The organism is Actinomyces gaoshouyii, from assembly GCF_002072175.1.
Taxonomy (GTDB): domain Bacteria; phylum Actinomycetota; class Actinomycetes; order Actinomycetales; family Actinomycetaceae; genus Actinomyces; species Actinomyces gaoshouyii.
The window spans coordinates 104,563-126,524 of the sequence record NZ_MVIV01000003.1; the positions used below are offsets into that span (position 1 = coordinate 104,563).

The window sequence follows — 21,962 nt, forward strand, 5'->3', positions numbered from 1 at the left end:
GGAGCTTTGAAGTGCTTGAGCATCGCGTGTGCCGTCTCGGCGGGCGAGCGTAGAGCGGCGTGGAGGTTGTTTTAGGTCTGGTCGTCAGGGCGCAGGTTGGTGCCCTTGACGGGGGCGAGGACGCCGATGCCGGCGCCGGTGTAGCCCTTGTCGGCCAGAGGGGTGAGTGGTGCTTCTCGGACAGAGGAGGATTTTCGTCCTCCTTTGATTCGATAGGATGGAGGCATGTCAAGGGTGAAGTACTCTGAGGAGTTCAAAGAGCAGGAGGTTCGCGAGGTGGTCGACAAGGAATGGTCGTTCGTGTCGGTGGCGGCCTTCCACACGCGCCGGTGGCACCCGTCGAGCGCGTCACCGGCCAGGCGCACCCCGTGAAGCCGTCCATGGCGACCATCTCGATACCTTGCCTCCAGGCCTGGGGCGCTCGGCCAGCCAGGTCTTGAACACCTGCTTGGAGCGTCCGGGGACCATGTCAAGCAGACGGGCCGGGCCGGCGCCGTCGTGCACCGGGGTCAGGTCGATGACCACGGTGGCGTACTTGTCACCAGACCTCGTGTGACGCCACACAGGGGGGTACCCGCTTGAGAGCGTAGCGCGCGGGGGAATCGTCGACCCCGATGACCCTCACGCCGTCGAACCGGCCCGGGTCATCGATCAACTCGCGCTCGCCCTCGGCCAGGACCGCGTCATCGACCGTGCACCAGGAGGCCCCAAGACCTTCGGCGATGCGCGAAACGGTCAGGGGATCGATCGCCAGCGTCTCCAACGCCCAGCGCATCGCGCGACGCGACAGCCCCGCCCGCTGCGCCGCCGCACGGGTCAGGTCCTCACACCAGGCGCGCCCCCATCCGCAACACCTGTAGCGCCGCACGCGCGCCAGCAGCGTGGTCGAGCGGTGACCCAACGGCTCGTGCGCGAGCTGTCGCGCGTCGGTTCCACGCGACAGCGCCCTGCTGGCCCAACCCCGGCACCAAGGACCTAGTTGAGCGGCCCAGCACTCGCTGCACCGCCCGATCCGCTTCCACACGCTGGCCGACAGGGCACCACACCGGGCCCGTCCAGACGGCACAAGACCGTCAGATCAGAGGCCGCGAAGGTAGCATCAAGCACGTCGAGGCCTTCCAGATGGGCGTGCAGCAACTTCCATCATCGGAAGACTCCGACACGCTCAGCCACCCACCCTCTCAACTGCGAAGAGTCTATAACCATCTGGACTCGACGGATGTTCACGATGGAGATCGCAGGACGATGGCCAGCACCTCAACGTGCCACCTGTTCAACGCCGGATGACCGCGTCGGTGGTCGCGCTGGCCCTCAGCATCTCCGTGTCCCAGTAGATCTTCTGGCAAGCCAGACACTGAGCGCACTCCCACACGGAGCACCACTCACAGTCATAGCCATAGTCATAGTGCTAATCTCGCACTATGACTATGACTGTGAGCTCGGTAGACCTGCCGGGGATTGTCTCTCGCCTGCGTCGGCGTGGAGGAGACTCGGCCGACATCGAGGTCAAGGCCTCTCGCGGCGGTTGTCCCGCCCTCGGCGAGACGCTCTGCGCCTTCGCCAACACACCAGGCGGCGGTCTCATCATCCTCGGCCTGGACGAGAACGACGGCTTCTCCCCCGTCAGCCTGACCAACATCGCCACGCTTGAGCAGGGCGTCGCTGCGCAGGCCAGGGAGGCCGTCAGCCCACCTGTCACCTGCAACTTCACCATCGAGGAGGTCGACGGCAACGAGGTGCTCGTCATCCGGGTCAACAGTCTCCCGCTGCAGCACCGGCCCGCGTTCTACCGCGGCAACGCTTACCTGCGTCAGTCCGACGGCGACTACCGCATGAGCGATCTTGAGATCGCACAAATCGAGCTGCTCAAGATCCAGCAGACCAACCCCACGCACCCGGACCTCGCAGCCGTCCCCAGTACCTCCTTGAGCTCGCTCGATACATCGCTCGTTGAGGCCTACGTCAGTCAGGCGCGCACTCGATCGCGCCGGCTTGCCCCGCTTGACACCGACTCCCTCCTCACCGCCACCGGCGTCCTCACGACCACCGGCGAGGCCACCCTCGCCGGCCTCTACGCACTCGGCACCTACCCACAGGGTCTACGCCCTTCTCTCGGCGTGACCGCTGCGGTTCTCATGCCGTCAGGCGCCGAGACCCGCACGCAGGACCTCGCCCACTTCACCGGCCCGATCCCGGACCTCCTTCAGGACGTCATGCAGTGGATCGCCCGCAACACCCCCACTGACATGGGATACGACACCGCCGGTCATGGCCGCGATATCTCGGCCCTGCCGAATCGTGCGGTGAGAGAGCTCATCGCCAACGCACTCGTCCACCGCAACCTCGACGGCGTCACTGACGGCAAGCGGGTGGAGGTCCGCATCAAGGCCGACACGCTCATCGTCACGAGCCCCGGAGGTCTACGCGCGATCACCGTCGACCAGCTCGGCACACCGGGCGGCAAGGCCGCCGTCAACCCCACGCTCTATGACATCTGCAAGGACGTCAGAACGGAGGACGGCAGCCGGCTGATCGAGGGAGAGGGCGGTGGCATCAAGGAGATCCGCGAGGCCGCGGCCGCCGCAGGCCTGCCTGCGCCGGTCTTCCGCGACAGCGGCGTCTCCTTCACCGCGATCCTCAGGTGGCGTCACGCAGGCACCACACCCGTTCCACCTCCCCGACCACGCGAGGCCATCACTCAGACACGCCCACCAAGCAACCGGCCCGCGTCCTTCCCCTCGAAGAACGCGCCTGCGGTCTGGGACCAGCTCGGCGCACCACGCACCTTCGACGAGCTGCGCCGACGCACAGGCATGTCTCGGGCACAGACGCGCTACGCGCTCAACAGCCTGCTCACCGCCGGGCTCGTCGAGATGGTCGGAGGCCGGGGAGACCGGCAGACGACGTACCGCCGCACCAGCCGGACGCCCCAATAGTCGCACTCTCACAGTATGAAAGTGCGACTATGACTATGACTTACAGTCTCACTGCGCTCGTCACCCGTTGAATGCCAGCGGCGCCAGGCCCCCGATGCCGGGCACTTAGCCTCGTACCCGTTCGACGCGAGCCTCGTCGCTCATCCTTCCGCGACGTCTTGCACTTCTTGACCACGGCTGCCCCTCAGACCCGGGGGACCCCGCCGATGACGAGCTCCTCCGTGAGCCTGGGGTGCATGGAGTTCTCCAACTCCTCCACGACGAAGACGCTGCGCTCATCCACTGCCCCCGCAGCTGGAAGAGGATCGGCAGGAGGTTCATGAAGCGCCGAGTCCCGTCGGACTCCTCACGCAGACGCAGACTGAAGGAGCGCCGGTCCTCCGCACCCGGTCCCGTCTCCACCTCGTGGTGTGCGACCAGCCGCCGCACCACCGGCTCCCCATCATCGTCGAGGGTCAGGAGAGCATGGTCGCCGTTGCGCGTTGAGAGCATGACGGTGCCACCCGTCTTCCGCAGCGTCTCAACCAGTTCATCCACCACATCACTGGGTATCGACAGGGCTCCAACGCGCATGTCCTCGAAGTCTAGTCTCGAGATGCCCGTGTCTGCTCGCGTCAGACCGGCGTTCATCGCGTTGGTGAAGACGGCGTCGACGTCCAACCGGCTCGGCAGGTGCACATACTCGGCCCCCGGGTGGATCACCGCGAGATGCCGGTCGAACCATCCGTAGGCGAGAGCCACGGCGCTCTCGGTGTCTGCGCCCAGCACACCGAGGAAGGTCTCGTTGTCCGCGATCACCGTCTTGTGCGCGTTCGCCCTCTCATTCTCGTCGAGGTCCCCATACAGCTCGATCCCGTTCTCGTCACGCTCAAAGAGCACCTCCTCGGTACGCGTGCGCACCTCAACAAGGGACTCACGGTGGATGCGGCGCCGGTCGGCAACGACCTCATACAGGAACACGCGGTCCTCAACCAAGCCATCCGGCCGGGGGCGGCCGACAACGAACTCGATGGTGAACGACGTCGGCTCGTCCGCCCCCTTGAGCAGATGGGGGGGCAGCCGCAGCATCACCCCGACGGTCCGCGCCTCGAGGACGAGGCCCCGCAACGCCTCCAGCACAGACACCCTCTCGCCTGCCAGGCCTACAGCTTCACGTCACTGCGCTAGCCTCATCTCAGGCCCACGAGCCCAGCACTAGCCACACCTTTCTCCGCCCTTAACCACAGCACCATGACTCTCCTGCTCCCCAGCCTCCAGGCCGAACGCATCCGCGCCGCCATCGTCGACTACCTGTCAACGACCTTCGCGCTGACGGATGCCGAGCCCCGGCGCGCCCTCACCGACTTCCTCCAGAACGAGCACAACGGTGTCTTCGTCGGCCCCTTCGTCCGCCTTCGCCTGCCCTACGTCCCCGCGAGCGCCCGCTCCGAGGTCCTCGACTGGGACCCCGGGCTCACGCCCTACCGCCACCAGGAACAGGCCTACCAGCGCCTCACCACCAAGGGCGGCCACCGCCCCCAGCCCACCCTCATCACCACGGGCACCGGCTCCGGTAAGACCGAGGCCTTCCTCCACCCTGTCCTCGACCACGTGCTGCGCGCCCGGGCCGAAGGTGTCACCGGACTCAAGGCCCTCATCCTCTACCCCATGAACGCCCTGGCCTCCGACCAGGCCGGTCGCCTCGCCCGCCTGCTCACCTCCGACTCCTCGCTCGCCGGCATCCGCGCCGCCCTCTACACCGGAGACGCCTCGGCCACCCCGACCGCGAGTGTCAGCCCGTCCTCCCTCATCACCGACCGCCACGCCATCCGCGCCGACCCGCCGGACATCCTCCTGACCAACTACAAGATGCTCGACCAGCTCCTCCTGCGCCCAGAGGACCGGGCCCTGTGGAGCACATCCGCTTCCTCCCTCACCTACCTCATCCTCGACGAATTCCACACCTACGACGGCGCCCAGGGCACCGACGTCGCCATGCTCCTGCGACGCCTCGGCCTCGCCCTGCGCGCCCACCTGGCCGATGACGACCCCCGCCAGGCCGACTACGAGCGCTCCCCACTGGGTCCCGTCTGCCCCGTGGCCACCTCCGCTACCCTCGGCGACGGCGGGGACCCCACCCACATGCTCGCCTTCGCCCGCGATGTGTTCGGCGCCGATCTGCCCGTCGAGGCCATCGTGACCGAGACCCGCACGGACCTTGACACGTGGGCCAAGCCCCACCGGGCGGCCACCGCGCGCCTCGGCCTGAAGGCCCGCCGCCTCACCGCGCTGTCCCCCACTGACCTCGCCCACCTGGCCGACCTCGCCGACCAGCCTGTCACCGACTCCGCACAGCTCCTGGCCGACGTCGTCTCCATCCTCTACCAGCCCCAGGACGACCAGCCCGCCGACCGCGTCACAGACCTGATCGCCCCCAACCTCGCCCACGCCATCCAGTCCCACCCCGACATCATCGACCTCATCAGCCGCGCTAACCGGGCCGCGCCCCTGGCTGGCCTTGCCGCCTCCGTCCTCTCTCCCGCCCAGCTGACAGACCCCGCCGTCAGTCGCCAAGCCCTGGCCGTCCTCCTCGCCGCTCTGTCCACCATCCGGGCGGGACTGGACGGAGCCCCTGACCGCAGTGCCATCGGCGTCGAGGTCACCCTCTGGATTCGCGAGGTCACCCGTGTGGACCGCCTCCTCGATGCCCGCCCCGCCTTCCGCTGGTCGGACACCGCCGACCGATCATCCCAGGATGTCCCCGCACGGCCCGCCCTGTACTGCCGCTCCTGCGGCCGCTCCGGATGGGGCATCAGCCTCGCCCCCACCGGGCAGGGTGAGAAGGCCGACCAGAGCGAGGTCCGCCGCGACCGCGTCCTCGGCGACACCCGCTTCCGCGCGCTGCTCGCCGCCCCCGGTGAGGAGGCCGACTACCGTCGCCGGGTCGAGACCGGTGAGCCGGATCCGGCCCGCCACCACCCCGGGCTTCGCTGGTACTCCGTCGCCGACCGAGAGCTCCTCACCCGCATCCCCGAGGAGGGCTCTCTAGAGACCCGCGAGGGCCGCTACCTACCGGTGCTCGTCCTCACCGGCGACGATCGCGCCATCGCCGAGGACACCACCCACGACGTCTGCCCCTCCTGCGGAGCCGCGGACTCCATCCGTTTCCTTGGCTCCGCCGTCGCCACCCTCCTGTCCGTCAGCCTCACTACCCTCTTCGGCGACGACGCCCTCGACGACGCCGACAAGCGCGCCCTCATCTTCACCGACTCCGTCCAGGATGCCGCCCACCGGGCCGGCTTCATCGACCAGCGCTCCCACACGATGAGCCTGCGCTCCGCACTGCGCGACGTTCTCAATGCCGAGACGACCCTATCCGACTGGGCCGATACCACCCTCGACGCCGCGGCGAACGACGCCTTCGACCGCTACCGCCTGGTCCCCGCCGCCCTCGCCGAGCACCCGCAGTTCAAGCCCTACTGGGAACCCGATGCCACCGCGAGCGAGCGCCGCAAGGCGGCCGTCTACGTGCGCCGTCGACTCCTGTTCGACATCGCCCTGGAGATCGGTCTCCAGTCCACTTACGGCCGCACCCTGGAGGCCACCGGATCCCTGACCGTCCACGTGGACGCTGGCCAGTCCATGGACCTGATCCGGATTGCCCGAGAGGCTCTCGGTGAGGGCGGCGCGCCCGACGCCCTGCCCGGCCTGGAGTCTCTCACCGAGGCTGGCCTGCTCGCCTGGGTGCGCGGAACGGTGGAGCGCATGCGCCGCGACGGCGCCATCGATCACGAGTGGCTCAAGCGCTACAAGGAGGAGGACGGCAAGCGCCTGTGGATCTGGTACAAGCGCCGCCGCGACCAGGGCCAGCCCGCCTTCCCTGCCGGACGCTCCGCGCCTTCCTTCCCTCAAGTCAAGGGGAATATCAATACTCGCTACTCGGCTTTCACACCGGTCCTCTCCCCGAAGTCCTGGTACGCCATCTGGGCCCGCGCGTGCCTGGGCGTCGCCCCCACGCACGCCGCGCGCCTCGCCGTCGCCCTGCTCGCCCAGCTCGCCGAGGCCGACATCCTCTCCGCCACCCCGACCGTCTCGGGTGGCACCGTCTACGGCCTGCCCACCGACCGGGTTTTCGTCACTCCCCTGGGGGCCGGAAGCACAGACAAGCTACTCCTCGTCTGCGACGTCTGCCGCAGCCAGTTGCCCGCCGCGCCCGCCACCGTCGACCAGCTCGCCGGAGCCCCTTGCCTGGTCGCGCGCTGCCCCGGGCGCCTGGCCGCCACCCGGCACCCCGCCGACAGCTTCTACCGCAGCATGTACACGGCCTCTCATGTACGGCGGGTGGATGCCCACGAGCACACCTCACTGCTCAGTGCCGCCAAACGGGCCGCCGTCGAAGAGGGTTTCAAGCGTCCCGTCCAGCGCCCCGCCGACCCCAACGTCCTCGTGGCCACCCCCACCCTGGAGATGGGAATCGACATCGGGGATCTGTCCACCGTCATGCTCGACTCCCTGCCGGACGCGGTCGCCTCCTACGTGCAACGGGTTGGCCGCGCTGGCCGCCGCAGCGGCTCTGCCCTCGCATTGGCCTACGTTCGCGGGCGCCCCAACCAGATCCGTCTCCTGGAGGACCCCGCCCACCTGCTCGACGGTGCCGTTGCCCCACCGTCCACCTATCTGGGCGCCGAGGAGATCCTGCGCCGCCAGTTCCTCGCTTACGTCATCGACACTCTCACCCGTGAGGGCCACCCCGCCGTCCCGGGTGGAGGCAGGGGTCGGGCCAATGCCCGAACCGTCTTCGACACGCGCGGTCAGGGCACCTTCCTCGCTGCCGTCATCGAGCGGATCGCCCGCGACGGCGCCGTGCTCGCCGCCGCCTTCACCGCTACCTTCACCAACCGCACACCCGCGCTGGGCCGGCTGGCGCACTGGGTGAGCGCCGACGACGGGGCCGGCCCACGCCTCATGCTTGAGCAGGCCGCTGCCGAGTACCGGGCCGAGATCAAGCAGCTCCACCACCAGCGCGAGCAGATCGACGCGGCCCTGCCCGAGCTCATCGCCGCCACCGAGCGCCCCAACGCCACCGAGGAGGATCGGCGCGCTTGGCGCGGAGCCGAGAGCGCTCACAAGGCCATCGATTCCCAACTCATCAGGCTGAATAACGAGCCCTGGATCGCCGCCCTGGAGCGCCATGGCGTCCTTCCCAACTACGCCCTCATCGATGACTCCGTCCGGCTATCCGCCCGCGTGTCCTGGCGCGACCCGGAGACTGACGAGTTCACCACCGAGCCCTACGACCTCGACCGCGCTTCCGCCCATGCCCTGCGCGAACTGGCCCCAGGGGCTGCCTTCTACACCCACGGCATGGAGATGCGCATCGACGGGGTGGACTCCTCCAACCTGGCCGCGCAGGCGCGCTGGTGGCTGACCTGCGCCTCCTGCGGCTACGTCCAGGACGATGCCCCCTCCGACACACCGCCCGCGGCCCCGAGCCAGTGCCCACGCTGTGGGGACACGAGCATCGCCGACGTCGGGCGGGCGCGACGCGTCCTGCGCCTGACCCGCGTCTTCGCCGACGTCGCCCGGGACGATGCCCGCATCAGCGACACCCGGGACGAGCGGGCCTCCGTCAGCTTCGAGGTCCTCCCCCTGGCCGACCTCGACCCCACACGCGCCGAGCGGCAGTGGAGCGTCAAGGCCACCGGGCTCGGGCTCAGCCGGTTCCGGAACCTGCCCCTGCGATGGCTCAACACCGGGCGGGCCCTACCGGGACAGTCCGTCGACCAGGTCGGCAGCACACCGGTCCGTGCCCGCGGCTTCCGGCTGTGCGAGGCCTGCGGCAAGCTCGATTCCAGCACCGGGGTCTCCTCCCCGGGAGAGCATCGCGCCTGGTGCGCGCACCGCGGCGACCCGCGCGAGCACGTCATCCAGATGGACCTCATGCGCGACCTCGTCACTGAGGCTCTCGCGATTATCCTTCCCCAGGAGTTCGCCTCTGACCCGATCGGGGTGGCCTCTCTGGCCAGTGCCCTCATGCTCGGGCTGGAGATCGCCACCGGCGGCACCCCCGACCACCTGGGCGTTATGGCCGTGACCTACCCGGTGGGTCAGGGCGGTCCCGGCGAGACCCGCCCGGCACTCCTCCTCCACGACACAGTTCCCGGCGGCACCGGCTACCTCACCGGTCTCGACGAGCCCACCGTCATGTGGGGCCTGCTCGTGAGCACCGCCCAGCGCCTCGAGACCTGCCGCTGCGCAGCCGAGGGCAAGGACCTGTGCCACCACTGCCTCCAGCGCTACACCGTCGACACGGCCACCAGGGAGGTTTCCCGCGCCTCGGCCCTGCACGCCCTAAGGCTCATCCTCGGCCTCGACACCCACGAGACGGCCGGCGACCTCGACCCGGCCGAGCCCCGGTGGACGGTGACCGACGAGCCCGTGCGCGCCGGCCACGGTGAGAGCCCCCTGGAGGCGCGCTTCCGCACCGAGCTCAAGGAGCTGCTCTCCGCCCGGATGAGCGTGCGCGTCATCGGCGACGCCTCCGGGGCGCCAGCCCTCGAGCTCGACGGCGGTCGTTGGCGGCTGCGCCCTCAGCTCGACGTGGGGCGCACTCGTCCCGACTTCACAGCGCTGCACGTCAGCGGGCGCGCCCCCATCGCCATCTACACCGACGGTCTGAGGTATCACGCGAGCCGAAAGCACAATCGCCTCGCCGACGACGCCGCCAAACGCGCCGAGCTGCGCGACCATGGTTACCGGGTCATCTCCGTGGCCAAGGAGGATCTCGACGGCGCATGGAACCCGCAGTGGCTCGGCAAAGAGGCGGCTACTTCCCTGATGAACGCCCACCTGGTCGCGGCCCGCGCCGCGGCCATCACCGACGAAGCGATCGAGGTCTGGCGGGGCGGGCCCATGGCTCTGCTGGCAGCCATGCTGCGTGATGAGGACGGCGGCGTTGACACCCGGTCCACTGCGCTATCCGCCCTCGCAGCCTCGGTCGGGGTGCCACTCATCCACGGCGCCGCCGAGCACAGCGCCTTCTTCGGCGACGCCACGCTCAACTACGCAAAGGCCACGCGCCCAGAAGCGGATCCGACCTGGGAGGCGGTCCACGCGCTCCTGCCTTCCCAGGCCCTACCCGCCCCTCTCGCCCCCACGACGACAGTCTCAGGAGCAGTCTTCTACGGGCCGCACCTGGCCCTGGCGATCCAGATCAGCGGAACGAGCACGACCGGCATGGCGCTCGTCATCGATGACTCCGAGGAAGCGCTGGCCTCACCCGAGCACCGGGACGCCTGGCTGAGCTGGCTGCGCCTGAGCAACGTCCTCCCTTTGTCCGGTGTCCCCGTGACGATTACGACGACGAGCCGCGCCCTCGAGGAACTGGGCGATCGCGCCACCGTCGCCGACGGGCCAGGCTCTGACGCCTCGGCGATGAGGGATCTCGGCTGGGACGGCATCGACCGGGAACTTGCCGCCCCACAGGTCCTCACGCTCCTGCCCTATCTCGCGGCCGCCGGCGTGCGCTTCGGACGGGAGGGCCAGGAGGAGGCCGACGGCATCATGACCGATCTGTCGTGGCCGGACAAGCGCGTCGCCGTCGTCGTCGATCCCCACAGCGATGAGGTCACAGCCTTAACCGCGGCCGATTGGCGTGTCGTAAGGGTGGGGCATGATGCTGCCGTCACCGCCGACGAGATCCGCACGCTTCTGGAAGGACGCTGATATGCCCACGATTGTGTGGCCCAGTAACAAGCCCAAGGACGCCACTCGCAAAGACCCTTCCCTGCGCTCGAAAATCGGCCCCTTCCTCACCAAGCTCTCCGCCGGAACTACGAGCGCCGGGCTCCATGTGGAGCCCATCCGGGAGTCGGTGGACCGCAGGGTGCGCACTGCCCGAGTCACCGACTTCTACCGGGCCGTGCTCTTCGAACTCGACGGCGACGGACAGCTCGTCTACGTCATCCACGGGATCTGGCCACACGACGAGGCCATTGAGATCGCCCGGAGCGTGACCGTCGGCATCAACCCGTACAACGGCATCGCCCAGGTCTTCGACGTCCGTGACGCCACCGGCCAGGACGCGCACGCCGTCGATAAGGCCAGGCGCGATGCTCGCCGGCGACTGGACGCGGCGCGGAGGGAGGCTGAGGAGATCGCCCGCGAGGCCGCGCGCCTCGAGGCCGGCAATGCCGAGGCGCGCCGCCGTGTGGAGGCTGGTTCTGCGATCTCTCTCCCCCCGCGGCCTGGGGCTGAGAGTAGGGCGCCGGCACCCAGGGCTGAGGCGGCGAGGCCCGGCGTCGTCGTGACAACGCGTGACGATCGTCCGGTATGGCCGGATGGTCTGACAGTGGAGTCCCTGCGCGACGAGCTGGGCATCGACGTCCGCCTCGCCGCCGCAGCGCTCGCCGCCACCTGCGAGTCCGAGCTGCTCGACCTGGCGGCCACCGCCTCCCCCTCCTGGCAGGGCGAGGCGCTGCTGGCGCTGGCCACGGGAACGAGCATCGAGGGCGTGCGTGAGGACTTCGAGCTCCTCCACCCGCAGGAGGTCAAAGCTGAGCCCACTGACGCTGAGGTCATCTCGGGCCTGCGTCGCAGGGCCTCTCGCGCTGACTTCACGTGGCTGGAGACCGATGAAGACCTGCGCCGCGCCATCGAGGGCCTCACCTTCGCGCAGTGGCAGCTCTTCCTCCACCCCCAGCAGCGCCATCTGGTGGAGCGGCATTCCAACGGTCCCATGAGGATCTCCGGCGGGGCGGGAACGGGTAAGACCGTTGTCACTGTGCACCGGACGGCCGCCCTGGCCAGACGAATGACCGAAATGGAGCAGGGATCGGCTCGCTCCCACACTGCTAGGCGCGGGCGCGGGGGCCAACGAACGGGCACGGCGCGCATCCTCCTGACCACTTACACGCGCAACCTCGCCGACGACCTGAGCCGTCAGCTGGCGCAGCTGGCCCCGGGCATCGCCTTCGCGGAAAAGGTCGATGAGCCGGGTGTGCTCGTCTCCGGCCTGGACAGGGTGGCTCGGGCCATCCTCCAGCGGGCTGGGGAGAGCATCGCGCCGGTCGCCGAGCGCGTTCTGGGCCGGCGCCGCACCCGAATCCTCGCTTACGCCAAGAATGACTTATGGGGTGACGTTCTCGCATTGACGGGTGAGGGATTGCCCGCCAATCTCCAGTCAGCAGACTTCCTTGCCTCCGAGTACGAACTCGTCGTACTGCCGCAACACGTGACGACCCTCCAGCAGTATCTGCGCGTGCGCCGTCCGGGCAGGGGTGTGGCGCTTGATCGTCGCAAACGCGCTGAGGTGTGGGCGGCCATGGAGCGCTACCGGGACCGCAGCGCGGAGCTGGACGTCACTTCCTTCGCCGAGCAGCTCGCCCTAGCCGCCGCTTGGCTCGACGCCGAGGCGAAGCAGGACAGGGCGCGGCCCTTCGATCATGTGCTCGTTGACGAGGCGCAAGACCTCACCCCAGCGCACTTGCTGCTCCTGCGCGCGCTCGTCGAGCCTGGGCCAGACGACCTCTTCCTGGCCGAGGACTCCCACCAGCGGATCTATGGAAAGAAGATCACGCTGAGCCACTACGGGATCAACATCCGGGGCCGGTCACGACGACTGACCCGCAATTACCGCACGACCCGCCAGAATCTGCGCGCCGCTTTCGAGATCCTCGATGCCGGGTCATACGAGGACATGGAGGGGCGCGCCGAAGAGCACCGGTACATCTCACCGCGATCCGGGCCCGAACCGGTTCTGCTGCACGCAGGGTCCCGAGCCGAGGAACTCGACCTCGCGGCGCAGCTGCTTCGCGGTTGGTTGTCGGAGGACAGCGAGCAGCGCGAGGCGGGCGCGGAGACCATCGCTGTCCTCGTCCGCGACCGCTATCGGCGCGATGCGGTTGTCACTGGCCTGGCTGAGCGGGGCATCGACGTGCGCCCGGTGGATAGGGAGGCGATGGGCCGGGGGCGCCCGGTGGTGATGACCATGCATCGCGCCAAGGGCCTGGAGTTCCGCAAGGTCCTGCTCTTCGACGTCTCGGAGGCCTCGATCCCCCGTGCACTGCGCGACCAGCAGTACTCGGATGCCGACTACGCTGACGCCCTCCTGCGTGAGCGCTCCCTGCTGTACGTGGCAGCCACCCGCGCCCGCGACCAGCTCGCCATCTCCTGGAGCGGGCAGGCCAGCCCGCTGCTGGAGGGGCTCGCGCGGAAGGGATGACGTGCGCGCCCACACACCGCACCTCGAAGGTATTTCGTATACGCTATAGGTGTGGGTGAGCACCTCCTTCACGGCAGGATCGTGAACGACGAGCAGATTCAGGCCTGGGCTGACGAGGCCGAGGCCGGCTATGACCTGTCCCAGTTGCCCAGGGCGCGTCGCGGCCGCCCGCCGGTGGGCGAGGGGCCTGGTGTGGTGGTTCCGGTCCGACTCGACGAGGCCACCCTCGCGGCACTGATGGCCAGAGCCGAGGCCGAGGGCCTGGCCACTCGCTCAGACGCAGTCCGAGCAGCCGTGCGCGAATGGGCACACAGTGCCTGACTTGCATTCTTCGGCTCGCAAGCACTACCGCCGCGATCATCTCGATGACGACGCCGTTCGCTACGCGGCCTCCCACGTGTTGAGCTCACGCCCGCTTGACGACGAGGACGACCCGCGGCGCTGGCTCATGATCGCCATCGATCCGGCTGGTCGCCTCCTGGAGCTCGTAGCCCTCATCTACGACGACGGCTATGAGCTGATCATTCATGCGATGAAGGCTCGCCCCCACTATCTCAACGAGTTTCAGTCATCGTCCCCGCACTCTGACAGCACAGCTGACAACTGGGAGAAGTAGTTGTACTGCACCCACGAGGCCCGATCCCCGATGACGTACAGCCGGCGCTTAGCACGACTCGCGGCGACATTGACGAGATTAACCGTCTGCGCCGCCCACGCCTTCGCCCCCGGTCGCTGAGGATTGCCTCCCAGGACCAGGAAGACGACGTCGGCCTCCCTGCCCTGCGCAGTGTGGATCGTGCCGGCGCGAAGGCCCGGGTAGTCGCGCTCCAGCGCCTTCAGCGCATTCGCCATCTCCCGGAACGGAGATATCGCGATGATCCGGGACGGGCTCACATGTCCATCCTTGAGCACGGAGATGAACTCGCGCAGTTTCTCGACCTGCCCGGGCTGCATATGCGATCCCTGTACGCCCGCGGGGACGTCGATCCACTGGCTGGGCAGTACGCGGGGGCCATCGGGGCCGTCGAAGAGGTCGTTCTGACTCGCGCGGGGCTCGAGCCCGTTGATCATGATGCCGTCGTAGGCGATGCTGTTGCACAGGCCGAACATGGGTGGATCGCACCGCCGGTGCACGGTCAACGGGGCGCTGACCCATACGGGGCGCCCATCCTGGTGGAGGGTTGTCCCGAAGTGAGAGCCCCGGTCGGTGAGAGTCTGCACCGACGCCCGCGGCGGGATCCACGACGGGTCAACACCGTACGCCGCAGCAATATCGAGCATGGCCTTGCGCGGCATCGTGACAACGGGCTCGAGCTGAAGGGGGTCGCCGACGGCCACCACACGCTTCGATCGCCAGATCGCCCCGACGGCGTACTGCGGGGCGGCCTGGCCCGCCTCGTCGATCAGCAGCCACCCGAGGCTCTCCGCTTCGAGCCTCGCGAACATACGGCCGTAGGAGGCGAACGTCGTTGAGAGCACTGGGACGACGAGGAACAGGATCTGCCAGGCGGCACGGTTCTCCTCCGGATCCTTAAGGGCATCACCGCTCACGACGCGCATCGCGGCACGCAGCCCTCTGAGCATCTTATCGGCCGCGTTCGCCAGAAAGTCCTCGTGCAGGCGCAGCGCCGCGAGGAACAGCTCCGACCTGGCCTCGTCGAGCTCGGCGTCGAGCCAGGGGGCGCGCAGCTCGCGCAGTTCCCCTGACCACTGCGGTCCGGGATGCGCCTGACCCAGGCGCTCACGGTAGTCTGCCGACCGGGCAAGCAACTCATCCTCCTCGCGGTGGGCCCGCTCGGCGGCGTCCCGGGCAACCATCACCGCGTGCCGCTGCACCTCCTCCCGCCCGCTCAGGCGCGCTGCCTGCTCCCGCAGGCCCCGCTCGGCCTCCTCGGCGTCCCGCAGACGCTGCTCGAGCGGAGCCAGGGCACTGCGCCACTCGCGGGTTGCGCGCCCCAGGGTCAGCAGTGTCTCGAGGGCACCGGGTCGGATCTCCACGTGCCGGTTGCGGGCCCGCTCCGCCGCTTCGCACTGCTCCTGAGCCTCGCCGCGGGCCTGCTCGCACCCGCGTAGCTCCTGAATGACCTCCGCCAGGAGAACGCTCTGGCGCTCCACCTCGTCGTCCGCCCATGCCCGATCGTGGCCGGCCTGCTTGAGGCGCTCAAGGCATACCTGCGCCTCGCGTCGCACGTCCACCAGGTCGGCCACTCGCCGCTCCGCCCGCCTGAACGAGGCGCACGCCTGCGACCAGATCGGATGAGGCGCCGCTCCGCTCTTCCATTCCTGGAGCCGTGACAGCATGCGCGGGGCGGTGCCGAGCTGGCGCCGCCCCGTTCTCGGGTCGATCTTGTCGAACCAGAACTCGTTTCGGAACACCGTCCGGTTCCTCTTGCTGCCCAGTCGTGCGGCCACGAGCCCCCAGGCGGGTTTGCCACTGGACGGTCCGCCGGCGCCCCCACCGCCGCTCCTGTCTTCCCATCCCCTGCCGTTCGGGCGACTCCTGCCTGCCTCCTTAGCGCTATCAAGAGGTCTTGATCTCCTGCCATCGTTCTCGCGCCGGGGTGCAGAGGCCGTCAGGAGCGCCGACGCGATATCCGAGAAGTAGTCGGCTCGCCCCCGCCACCGCTCGTCGATGGCAGCGGCGCCGGGAATCTCGGTACTGATATTCTCCACGGCAGTGTTGTTCGCCGAGGCCACCACCATCTCGAAACCGGTCAGCTCCTCGCGCAGCCTGGGAACGCTCCAGTCGAAGCGATCGTCCCCCCACCGCATTGATTCTTCGACGAAGGCATCGTCCGCACGTTCCAGCGCAGCCAGGCGTCTCGCCCTCTCGACGACGTTGCCCGCCACGATGTCGCGCAGCATGGTCGTCTTCCCCGTCCCCGGAGGGCCGTTGACCCCCATGAGGCCGCGCGTCGGACCGAGATCGGCCAGCGCCTGGTTGACGGCGAACTGCTGCCGCAGAGCAAGAGTGTGCTGCGGCGCTGAGGGCCACCGGCCCGCGGGAATCCGGTCCGCTCCAACTCCCGCGTTGACGCGGTCGTCATCCTTCATGACATCGATCCGCGGGCCGACGGGCGATGCCGGGACCTGTGGGCCACCGTCGGCCAGGTAGGAGGCCAGCGCTACCGGGCACCGCCCAGTAGCGACATCAGCGCGCACGGCGGCGAGGTCCTTGAGGAAGAAGCTGTTGAGGAAGTCGATATCCGCTTCCCCGGCACTGCCCGCGCGCACGAGGACGGATTTGATCAGCACGCGCCTGCTCGCGAGCTCGGCCACGGCGTCGATCCCCGACACGCTGTGCGCGAGAGCGGTGAGCAGGGCCGGCGCGGCATCACCGCACTCGGCCATCTCGGCGAAGCTCCGCTGAGCGGCGTCGAACTCGGTGACCCATGACGGGGCCGGCGCGTGCAGGTGCGCGGCGAGTCTGGCGACGGCCCACAGGGAGGAGGACAGCACCGCCGACCCGGGCACAAGGTGCCCCTTGTCATCGACCTGCACGCCCGCGCAGGCACTCATGCCGCCGCGCCGCTCATCGAAGGCATCGCGGTCGTCAGTGAAGGCGCGATGCAGATACTGGTAGGCGTTCTCCAGGTCGTAGACCCCCAGGTAGAGGGTGTGCCTCCACACGAACTTCGTGCCATCCTCCTTCTTGGGTGCGAGCACCTCCCAGGGCAATCGCTGCCCCGGTCTCCACTCGACGACCTGGTACCAGCCCTCCGATCCGGCGGGCTCGGTGCGATTGGGCACCTTCTGGGGGCTGAACAGCTCCAGCAGCCACCAGTAGTCGAGCAACCGCAGGCGATGGGCAGTCGGGGAACTCGGAGTCATGCCCGCAGCCCGCACTGCCGGGCCTGCGCCGCGCACCGGCCCCCCGCTGGTCATCTCACCAGGCAGGCTCACGGCTCATACCCGAAGGACGAGGGGGCCGGGCGCCCGGCCTCCAGGATCGCGCGCAGGTCCTCCGGTGAGACGCGGCGGTCGGGGTCGAAGGCCTTGGTGGCGTAGCGGCGGTGGGCGGTGGCGATAACGGACCGGCGCTCGGTCTCAGTGGCCATGGCAGGGCTCCTGACACGGGTGGAGGGATGGACAGGACATCCGCGCCTCAACTTAGCACCGGCCAGATGGGGCGAGGACCCGTTCGGTCATTCACCCGCCGACCGAACCCCCTGGGCGATGCGCGAGGACATGGGCCGCGCCCCTGCGCGGGGGCGCGGCCCACTATCGGCCCAGGGCTCGGCCGGGCCCGACGGATCGCTCGCCGTTCAGGCCTCGATGACCTTCGAGCTGTCGCCGTGGGCGACGCTGATCTTGCGGGGCTTGGCGTCCTCGGCCATGGGGATGGTCAGGCGGAGCACGCCGTCGGAGTACTCGGCCTCGATGCGGTCGAGGGCCACTCGACTGCCCAGGGTGAGCTGGCGGGCGAAGGTGCCCGTCGGGCGCTCACGGGTCAGCCAGGAGCGCTCCCCCTCGCCCGCGGTGGTCTTGCGCTCGGCGCGCACGGTGAGCGTGCGGTCATCGACGTCGACGTCCACGCTGGCGGGGTCGACTCCGGGCAGGTCGATCTCCGCGTAGAACGTGTCGCCCTCGCGGAACAGGTCCATCGGCATGCCGACGGCAGCGGGGCTGCGGGTGAGGTCGGTGAAGAGACGGTCCATGTCCTGGAAGGGGTTAAGGGTGCGAGCCATGATGTTCCTCCTGCGGTTGCTCACGGTTGTTGTCGGATGGTTCGTACGGCCTCGGGCCGGCCCGGGGGTCGCTAAGGGCCTCCGGCCGGTTCCTTGGCCGATGACACCCGTGACAACAGGAGCACCCGGACACCTATTCCCAGAAGTTGAGTCCAACTCACTCAAGGTTGTGCGACGGGTCGGAGGAGCCCAGGACGCGCTCCGGGAACGCCTTCGACATTCATGGCAGGGCCATCCACGAGCCCAGCACCCACCGAGCGGGCGGCGAGAAGGGACGTCCACGGATGAGTGGGGCGAGTAATCCACGACGCCCCGAACAGCCGCCGCTCAAGCGTTGGGCCCGCCGGGCGTTGCCTGTTGGTCGGGGGTGTCTTGGCCGGATTGATCGTGGCCTGGTTGCCGACGTGCGCGGGGGTCGTGGACGCGTCCCCGGGGCACATCCACAACCCCGCCGCCAGTCCACAACCCCAGGGAGCGTCCACAACCCCGGGGCGAGCTGACCCGGATACGAGAAAACCCCGCGATACCGATGAAAAATACGACTCCAACGAACGGATGGCGCCCCGTGAGCCGACGACTGCGCCGCGCACCCGCAAGCGCGGGGCGGCATGCGAGTCGGGCTGGCGGGATTTGAACCCGCGATCTCCTGCTCCCAAAGCAGGCGCGCTACCAAGCTGCGCTACAGCCCGAGGATGCGGCAGCGGGGCGGCCCTCCGTGGAGGGCGCCCCGCTGGCCCCATCGAGCGGGTGACGGGAATCGAACCCGCGCAATCTGCTTGGAAGGCAGAGGCTCTACCATTGAGCTACACCCGCAGAAGGCGGACGGCGCCGCCGCCCGCGCCGCGCACGTCAGTGCTCGAGAAGACCGGTCTTGTAGGCCTTCACCAGACGACGGGGCACGCTGATCTCACGGCCGTTCACCTTGATGGTGTCGAGCTGGGGGAGCTCGGCCTTCCACTGCGAGCGGCGGTTGCGGGTGTTGCTGCGGGACATCTTCCGCTTCGGCACTGCCATGGGCCCGCTCCTCTCAAAGTCTCCTTGGGATCTTCCGATCCCGGCGAACAGGACCAGGGGACACCATAGCCAGTCAGCACAAGCCGCTTCCAGTTGGCGATGGCACCCAGAGCTGTGACATCGGTCCCGTCACCCCCTACCGCCGCAGCTCCACGGCCCTTGCACGACCCTTGCACGGCACTCCACCACGAGCCCGCCACCGGCCCGGCGATCGCCGGGGCACTCATGGGAGCATACCGTCATGCCCGCCGAGCGCCCCGAGCCCGCTTCCCCCGCCCCCGCCGGCGGTGCCGCGCCCTGTCGGCTGACGCTCGCGCCGGGCGAGCAGCCCGAGACGGACCTGGAGGTCAAGCGATCCCACTTCCTGGCGCGCGCCGAGCGAGCCGACGACGAGGACGCCGCCCGCTCCTTCATCGCCCGCATCCGCTCCCGCTATCCCGACGCCCGCCACCACTGCTCCGCCTTCATCGTCCCCCAGCCGGGCGCCGCCCCCGGCTCCCCCGCGATCGAGCGCTCCAGCGACGACGGCGAGCCCTCGGGCACAGCCGGCCAGCCGATCCTGGAGGTCCTGCGGGGCAGCGGGCTCACCAGCGCGGTCATCGTCGTCACCCGCTACTTCGGGGGGACCCTGCTGGGCACCGGCGGGCTCGTGCGCGCCTACTCCGAGGCCGCCTCCCGGGCCCTCGCCGCCGCCTCGCGCGTGAGCATCAGTGAGCGGGCGCTGTGGGAGGTTCGGGTGCCGGTGGCGCGGGCCGGCCGCCTGGAGGCCGAGCTGCGCGCCGCGGGGGCGGCCGACGGCGCGCTGGCAGTGGAGGGGATGTCCTGGGGGGCGAGCGACGCCGTCGTCCTCCTGTCCACGCCGGTCGGCGGCCCCTCCCCCGATGAGCTCATCGCCTCGCTCACCGCGGGGGGCGCCAGGCCCGCCCCGGTCGGCACGAGGCTGGTCGAATCGCCTCTCCGGTCACCGGCCTGAGCGGGGCCCGGGACTCCCCCTCTCCCACCTTCCCCCCTCTCCGCTGACGGCGGATCGGGCCGGCTCACGATCCGAGCCGCTTGACGTCACCCACCGGGGCGGCATTAGGGTCTGTCCCACAGCGCCTGTCACCATTTCCCGGTCACGACGCCATTCGCGAGAGGAGGACCCCATGATGCCCGTGCCGGCCACGTGCCTCATGCGCGAGATGTCCGCCTCCTGCAGCCTGTGTCGCTAGAGCGCCAGGCTCCTCAAGACGTGCGCGCGTCGCTGCGCGCATGCCCGGCGCTCCGGGACCGCAGGCCCCTCGACCACCCCTGCACCATCGCGGCCGCGAACCGCCCCCTCTCATACTCCTCCGTCTCCCGGACGCCCCTGTGCGCATCAGCGCGGTGGGCCCGGAGCGCCATTCACACCTCAAGGAGAACCCATGTCCCACGCATCCCCCATTGCCGCGAACGTCACCGACCTCGTCGGCTCCACCCCGCTGGTCCGCATCAACCGCATCATCTCCGGCCCCGCCACCGTCCTGGCCAAGGTCGAGGCCTTCGAGCCCGCCAGCAGCGTCAAGGACCGCATCGCCCTGTCGATCGTGCGCGCCGCCGAGGACTCCGGCGCGCTCGCGCCCGGCGGCACCATCGTCGAGGCCACGAGCGGCAACACCGGCGTCGGCCTGGCCATGGTCGGCGCCGCCCTGGGCTACAAGGTCATCATCACGATGCCCGAGACGATGTCCAAGGAGCGCCGAGCGCTCATGCGCGCCTTCGGCGCCGAGCTCGTCCTGACGACCGAGGGCGGCGTCGCCGGAGCCGTCAGGCGCGCCGAGGAGATCCAGGCCTCCACCCCCAACTCGATCCTCGCCTCCCAGTTCACCAACCCGGCCAACCCCCGGATCCACCGCGAGACCACCGCGCTGGAGATCCTCGAGCAGGCCGGGAAGGTCGACGCCTTCGTCGCCGGCATCGGCACAGGCGGCACCCTCACCGGCGTCGGCACCGTCCTGCGCGACAAGGTCCCTGGCGTGAGGATCTACGGCATCGAGCCCAGCGAGTCCCCGCTGCTGAGCGAGGGCACCGCCGCCCCTCACAAGATCCAGGGCATCGGTCCCAACATCGTCCCCGAAGTCCTCGACCAGGGCATCTGGGACGAGCTGCTGCACATCACCTCCGACGACGCCATCGCCTACGCCCGCCGCGCCGCGCGTGAGGAGGGCCTGCTCGTGGGCATCTCCTCCGGCGCCGCCCTGGCGGGCGCCGACCTGCTCTCCCAGCGCCCGGAGCTGGAGGGCAGGACGATCGTCACCGTCCTGCCGGACACCGGCGAGCGCTACCTCTCCACGCCGTTGTACTCCGACTACCTCAACTGAGCCGCTAGTCGCCCCACGGCGCCTGAGGGCTCGCCCCGGGCCGACGGCGGTGGTCCCGGGAACAGGATCGCCGCCGTCGGCGTTGGGGCATGGGGCGACGGCGCGAGCCGCTCCCCGCGCCCGATCAGAGCGCCCCACCGACCGAGGAGAGTCATGTCCCACAGCCACCGCTCCCTACTGGCGCAGGCCAAGGAGGACCTCGCCACCGCGCGGCGCCGGGACCCGGCCGCCCGGACGAGCGCCGAGGTCGCCCTCCTCTACCCCGGTGTTCACGCCGTGTGGGCCTACCGGGCCGCGCACCGGCTGTGGAACGGCGGTCACCGCTTCGCCGCCCGCGCCCTGTCCCAGGCCGCCCGCAACCTCACCGGCATCGAGATCCACCCCGCCGCCGAGATCGGCGAGCGCTTCTTCATCGACCACGGCATGGGGGTCGTCATCGGTGAGACCGCGGAGGTGGGCGACGACGTCCTCATGTTCCACGGGGTCACGCTCGGCGGGGTCTCCATGAACCCCGGCAAGCGCCACCCCACGATCGGCAACAATGTGCAGATCGGGGCCGGCGCGAAGGTGCTGGGGCCGGTCACGGTGGAGGACGGCGCGAAGATCGGCGCCAACGCGGTGCTCATCAAGAACGTCCCCCAGGGGCATGTCGCGGTCGGCGTGCCCAGCCGCGTGCGCGACCCCAAGGTCGATCCCGAGCTCATGACCGATCCCACCATCTACATCTGACCGGCACCCGCCCCGGGCGCCCTCCGGGCCGCCGGTCGCCCGCGGAGAGCGCGGG

At 69.5% G+C, this 21,962-nt stretch carries 14 protein-coding genes, 2 tRNA genes and 1 pseudogene; 7 read left to right on the plus strand and 10 right to left on the minus strand.

The window, feature by feature from the left end:
- Window positions 1–71: 71 nt before the first annotated feature.
- The gene (locus B1H50_RS09700; protein WP_158082821.1) at window positions 72–227 is read right to left on the minus strand and encodes a hypothetical protein; all 156 of its coding nucleotides are present in this window, start codon (window positions 225–227) and stop codon (window positions 72–74) included.
- Window positions 228–311: 84 nt separating this feature from the next.
- Window positions 312–1,107 (minus strand): annotated as a pseudogene (locus tag B1H50_RS09920) (transposase); the annotation flags it as partial.
- A gap of 314 nt (window positions 1,108–1,421) precedes the next feature.
- Between B1H50_RS09920 and B1H50_RS03805 the strand changes: the two are divergent.
- Window positions 1,422–2,936, plus strand: coding sequence for an ATP-binding protein (locus tag B1H50_RS03805; RefSeq protein WP_229657940.1), 1,515 nt, complete (start codon window positions 1,422–1,424; stop codon window positions 2,934–2,936).
- Between the two features lie 105 nt (window positions 2,937–3,041).
- On the opposite strand, the gene B1H50_RS03810 is transcribed toward B1H50_RS03805, so the two are convergent.
- A complete protein-coding gene (locus B1H50_RS03810) occupies window positions 3,042–4,061 on the minus strand; it encodes an ATP-binding protein (protein ID WP_080462464.1) in 1,020 nt (339 codons plus the stop codon).
- A 105-nt stretch (window positions 4,062–4,166) separates the two neighbouring features.
- On the opposite strand from B1H50_RS03810, the gene B1H50_RS03815 reads away from it, so the two are divergent.
- The 3 genes from B1H50_RS03815 to B1H50_RS03825 are packed head-to-tail and all read left to right on the plus strand — an operon-like array spanning window position 4,167 to window position 13,458.
- Window positions 4,167–10,640 carry a DEAD/DEAH box helicase gene (locus B1H50_RS03815; RefSeq protein ID WP_080462465.1) on the plus strand — a complete coding sequence of 2,158 codons (6,474 nt, stop codon included), beginning with the start codon at window positions 4,167–4,169 and terminating at the stop codon, window positions 10,638–10,640.
- 1 nt (window position 10,641) lies between these two features.
- Window positions 10,642–13,137, plus strand: coding sequence for a 3'-5' exonuclease (locus tag B1H50_RS03820; protein WP_080462466.1), 2,496 nt, complete (start codon window positions 10,642–10,644; stop codon window positions 13,135–13,137).
- 51 nt (window positions 13,138–13,188) lie between these two features.
- Window positions 13,189–13,458 (plus strand): ribbon-helix-helix domain-containing protein, encoded by a 270-nt coding sequence (locus B1H50_RS03825; protein ID WP_080462467.1) that lies wholly within the window; start codon window positions 13,189–13,191, stop codon window positions 13,456–13,458.
- Between the two features lie 85 nt (window positions 13,459–13,543).
- Here the strand turns inward: B1H50_RS03825 and B1H50_RS10075 are convergent, their stop codons facing one another.
- The 7 genes from B1H50_RS10075 to rpmF all read right to left on the minus strand — a co-directional run bounded on the left by B1H50_RS10075 (window position 13,544) and on the right by rpmF (window position 18,839).
- Window positions 13,544–13,666 (minus strand): hypothetical protein, encoded by a 123-nt coding sequence (locus B1H50_RS10075; RefSeq protein ID WP_268237220.1) that lies wholly within the window; start codon window positions 13,664–13,666, stop codon window positions 13,544–13,546.
- A 35-nt stretch (window positions 13,667–13,701) separates the two neighbouring features.
- On the minus strand, window positions 13,702–16,968 hold the full coding sequence (locus tag B1H50_RS03835) for a DEAD/DEAH box helicase (RefSeq protein WP_080462595.1): 3,267 nt from the start codon (window positions 16,966–16,968) through the stop codon (window positions 13,702–13,704).
- A 68-nt stretch (window positions 16,969–17,036) separates the two neighbouring features.
- On the minus strand, window positions 17,037–17,195 hold the full coding sequence (locus tag B1H50_RS03840) for a nitroreductase family protein (protein WP_229657941.1): 159 nt from the start codon (window positions 17,193–17,195) through the stop codon (window positions 17,037–17,039).
- 207 nt (window positions 17,196–17,402) lie between these two features.
- Window positions 17,403–17,825: an Hsp20/alpha crystallin family protein gene (locus tag B1H50_RS03845; protein WP_080462469.1), complete on the minus strand. Its 423-nt coding sequence runs from the start codon at window positions 17,823–17,825 to the stop codon at window positions 17,403–17,405.
- 615 nt (window positions 17,826–18,440) lie between these two features.
- Window positions 18,441–18,514 (minus strand) — tRNA-Pro (locus tag B1H50_RS03850).
- Window positions 18,515–18,567: 53 nt separating this feature from the next.
- Window positions 18,568–18,638: transfer RNA gene (locus B1H50_RS03855), tRNA-Gly, on the minus strand.
- A gap of 36 nt (window positions 18,639–18,674) precedes the next feature.
- Window positions 18,675–18,839: a 50S ribosomal protein L32 gene (gene rpmF, locus B1H50_RS03860; protein ID WP_073451189.1), complete on the minus strand. Its 165-nt coding sequence runs from the start codon at window positions 18,837–18,839 to the stop codon at window positions 18,675–18,677.
- 241 nt (window positions 18,840–19,080) lie between these two features.
- On the opposite strand from rpmF, the gene B1H50_RS03865 reads away from it, so the two are divergent.
- The 3 genes from B1H50_RS03865 (at window position 19,081) to epsC (ending at window position 21,907) form a co-directional block, all read left to right on the plus strand.
- A complete protein-coding gene (locus B1H50_RS03865; protein ID WP_080462470.1) occupies window positions 19,081–19,812 on the plus strand; it encodes an IMPACT family protein in 732 nt (243 codons plus the stop codon).
- Between the two features lie 430 nt (window positions 19,813–20,242).
- On the plus strand, window positions 20,243–21,178 hold the full coding sequence (gene cysK, locus B1H50_RS03870) for a cysteine synthase A (protein WP_080462471.1): 936 nt from the start codon (window positions 20,243–20,245) through the stop codon (window positions 21,176–21,178).
- A gap of 153 nt (window positions 21,179–21,331) precedes the next feature.
- Window positions 21,332–21,907, plus strand: a complete 576-nt coding sequence (epsC, locus tag B1H50_RS03875) for a serine O-acetyltransferase EpsC (RefSeq protein ID WP_080462472.1) — start codon at window positions 21,332–21,334, stop codon at window positions 21,905–21,907.
- Window positions 21,908–21,962 lie beyond the last annotated feature (55 nt).

What these genes read in the sequence shown, in the direction of transcription:
- B1H50_RS09700 (WP_158082821.1), bottom strand. Translation starts at nt 227, where the DNA reads ATGCCTCCATCCTATCGAATCAAAGGAGGACGAAAATCCTCCTCTGTC.
- B1H50_RS03805 (WP_229657940.1), top strand. Translation starts at nt 1,422, where the DNA reads ATGACTATGACTGTGAGCTCGGTAGACCTGCCGGGGATTGTCTCTCGC.
- B1H50_RS03815 (WP_080462465.1), top strand. Translation starts at nt 4,167, where the DNA reads ATGACTCTCCTGCTCCCCAGCCTCCAGGCCGAACGCATCCGCGCCGCC.
- B1H50_RS03820 (WP_080462466.1), top strand. Translation starts at nt 10,642, where the DNA reads ATGCCCACGATTGTGTGGCCCAGTAACAAGCCCAAGGACGCCACTCGC.
- B1H50_RS10075 (WP_268237220.1), bottom strand. Translation starts at nt 13,666, where the DNA reads ATGAATGATCAGCTCATAGCCGTCGTCGTAGATGAGGGCTACGAGCTC.
- B1H50_RS03835 (WP_080462595.1), bottom strand. Translation starts at nt 16,968, where the DNA reads ATGACTCCGAGTTCCCCGACTGCCCATCGCCTGCGGTTGCTCGACTAC.
- B1H50_RS03840 (WP_229657941.1), bottom strand. Translation starts at nt 17,195, where the DNA reads ATGGCCACTGAGACCGAGCGCCGGTCCGTTATCGCCACCGCCCACCGC.
- B1H50_RS03845 (WP_080462469.1), bottom strand. Translation starts at nt 17,825, where the DNA reads ATGGCTCGCACCCTTAACCCCTTCCAGGACATGGACCGTCTCTTCACC.
- rpmF (WP_073451189.1), bottom strand. Translation starts at nt 18,839, where the DNA reads ATGGCAGTGCCGAAGCGGAAGATGTCCCGCAGCAACACCCGCAACCGC.
- B1H50_RS03865 (WP_080462470.1), top strand. Translation starts at nt 19,081, where the DNA reads ATGCCCGCCGAGCGCCCCGAGCCCGCTTCCCCCGCCCCCGCCGGCGGT.
- cysK (WP_080462471.1), top strand. Translation starts at nt 20,243, where the DNA reads ATGTCCCACGCATCCCCCATTGCCGCGAACGTCACCGACCTCGTCGGC.
- epsC (WP_080462472.1), top strand. Translation starts at nt 21,332, where the DNA reads ATGTCCCACAGCCACCGCTCCCTACTGGCGCAGGCCAAGGAGGACCTC.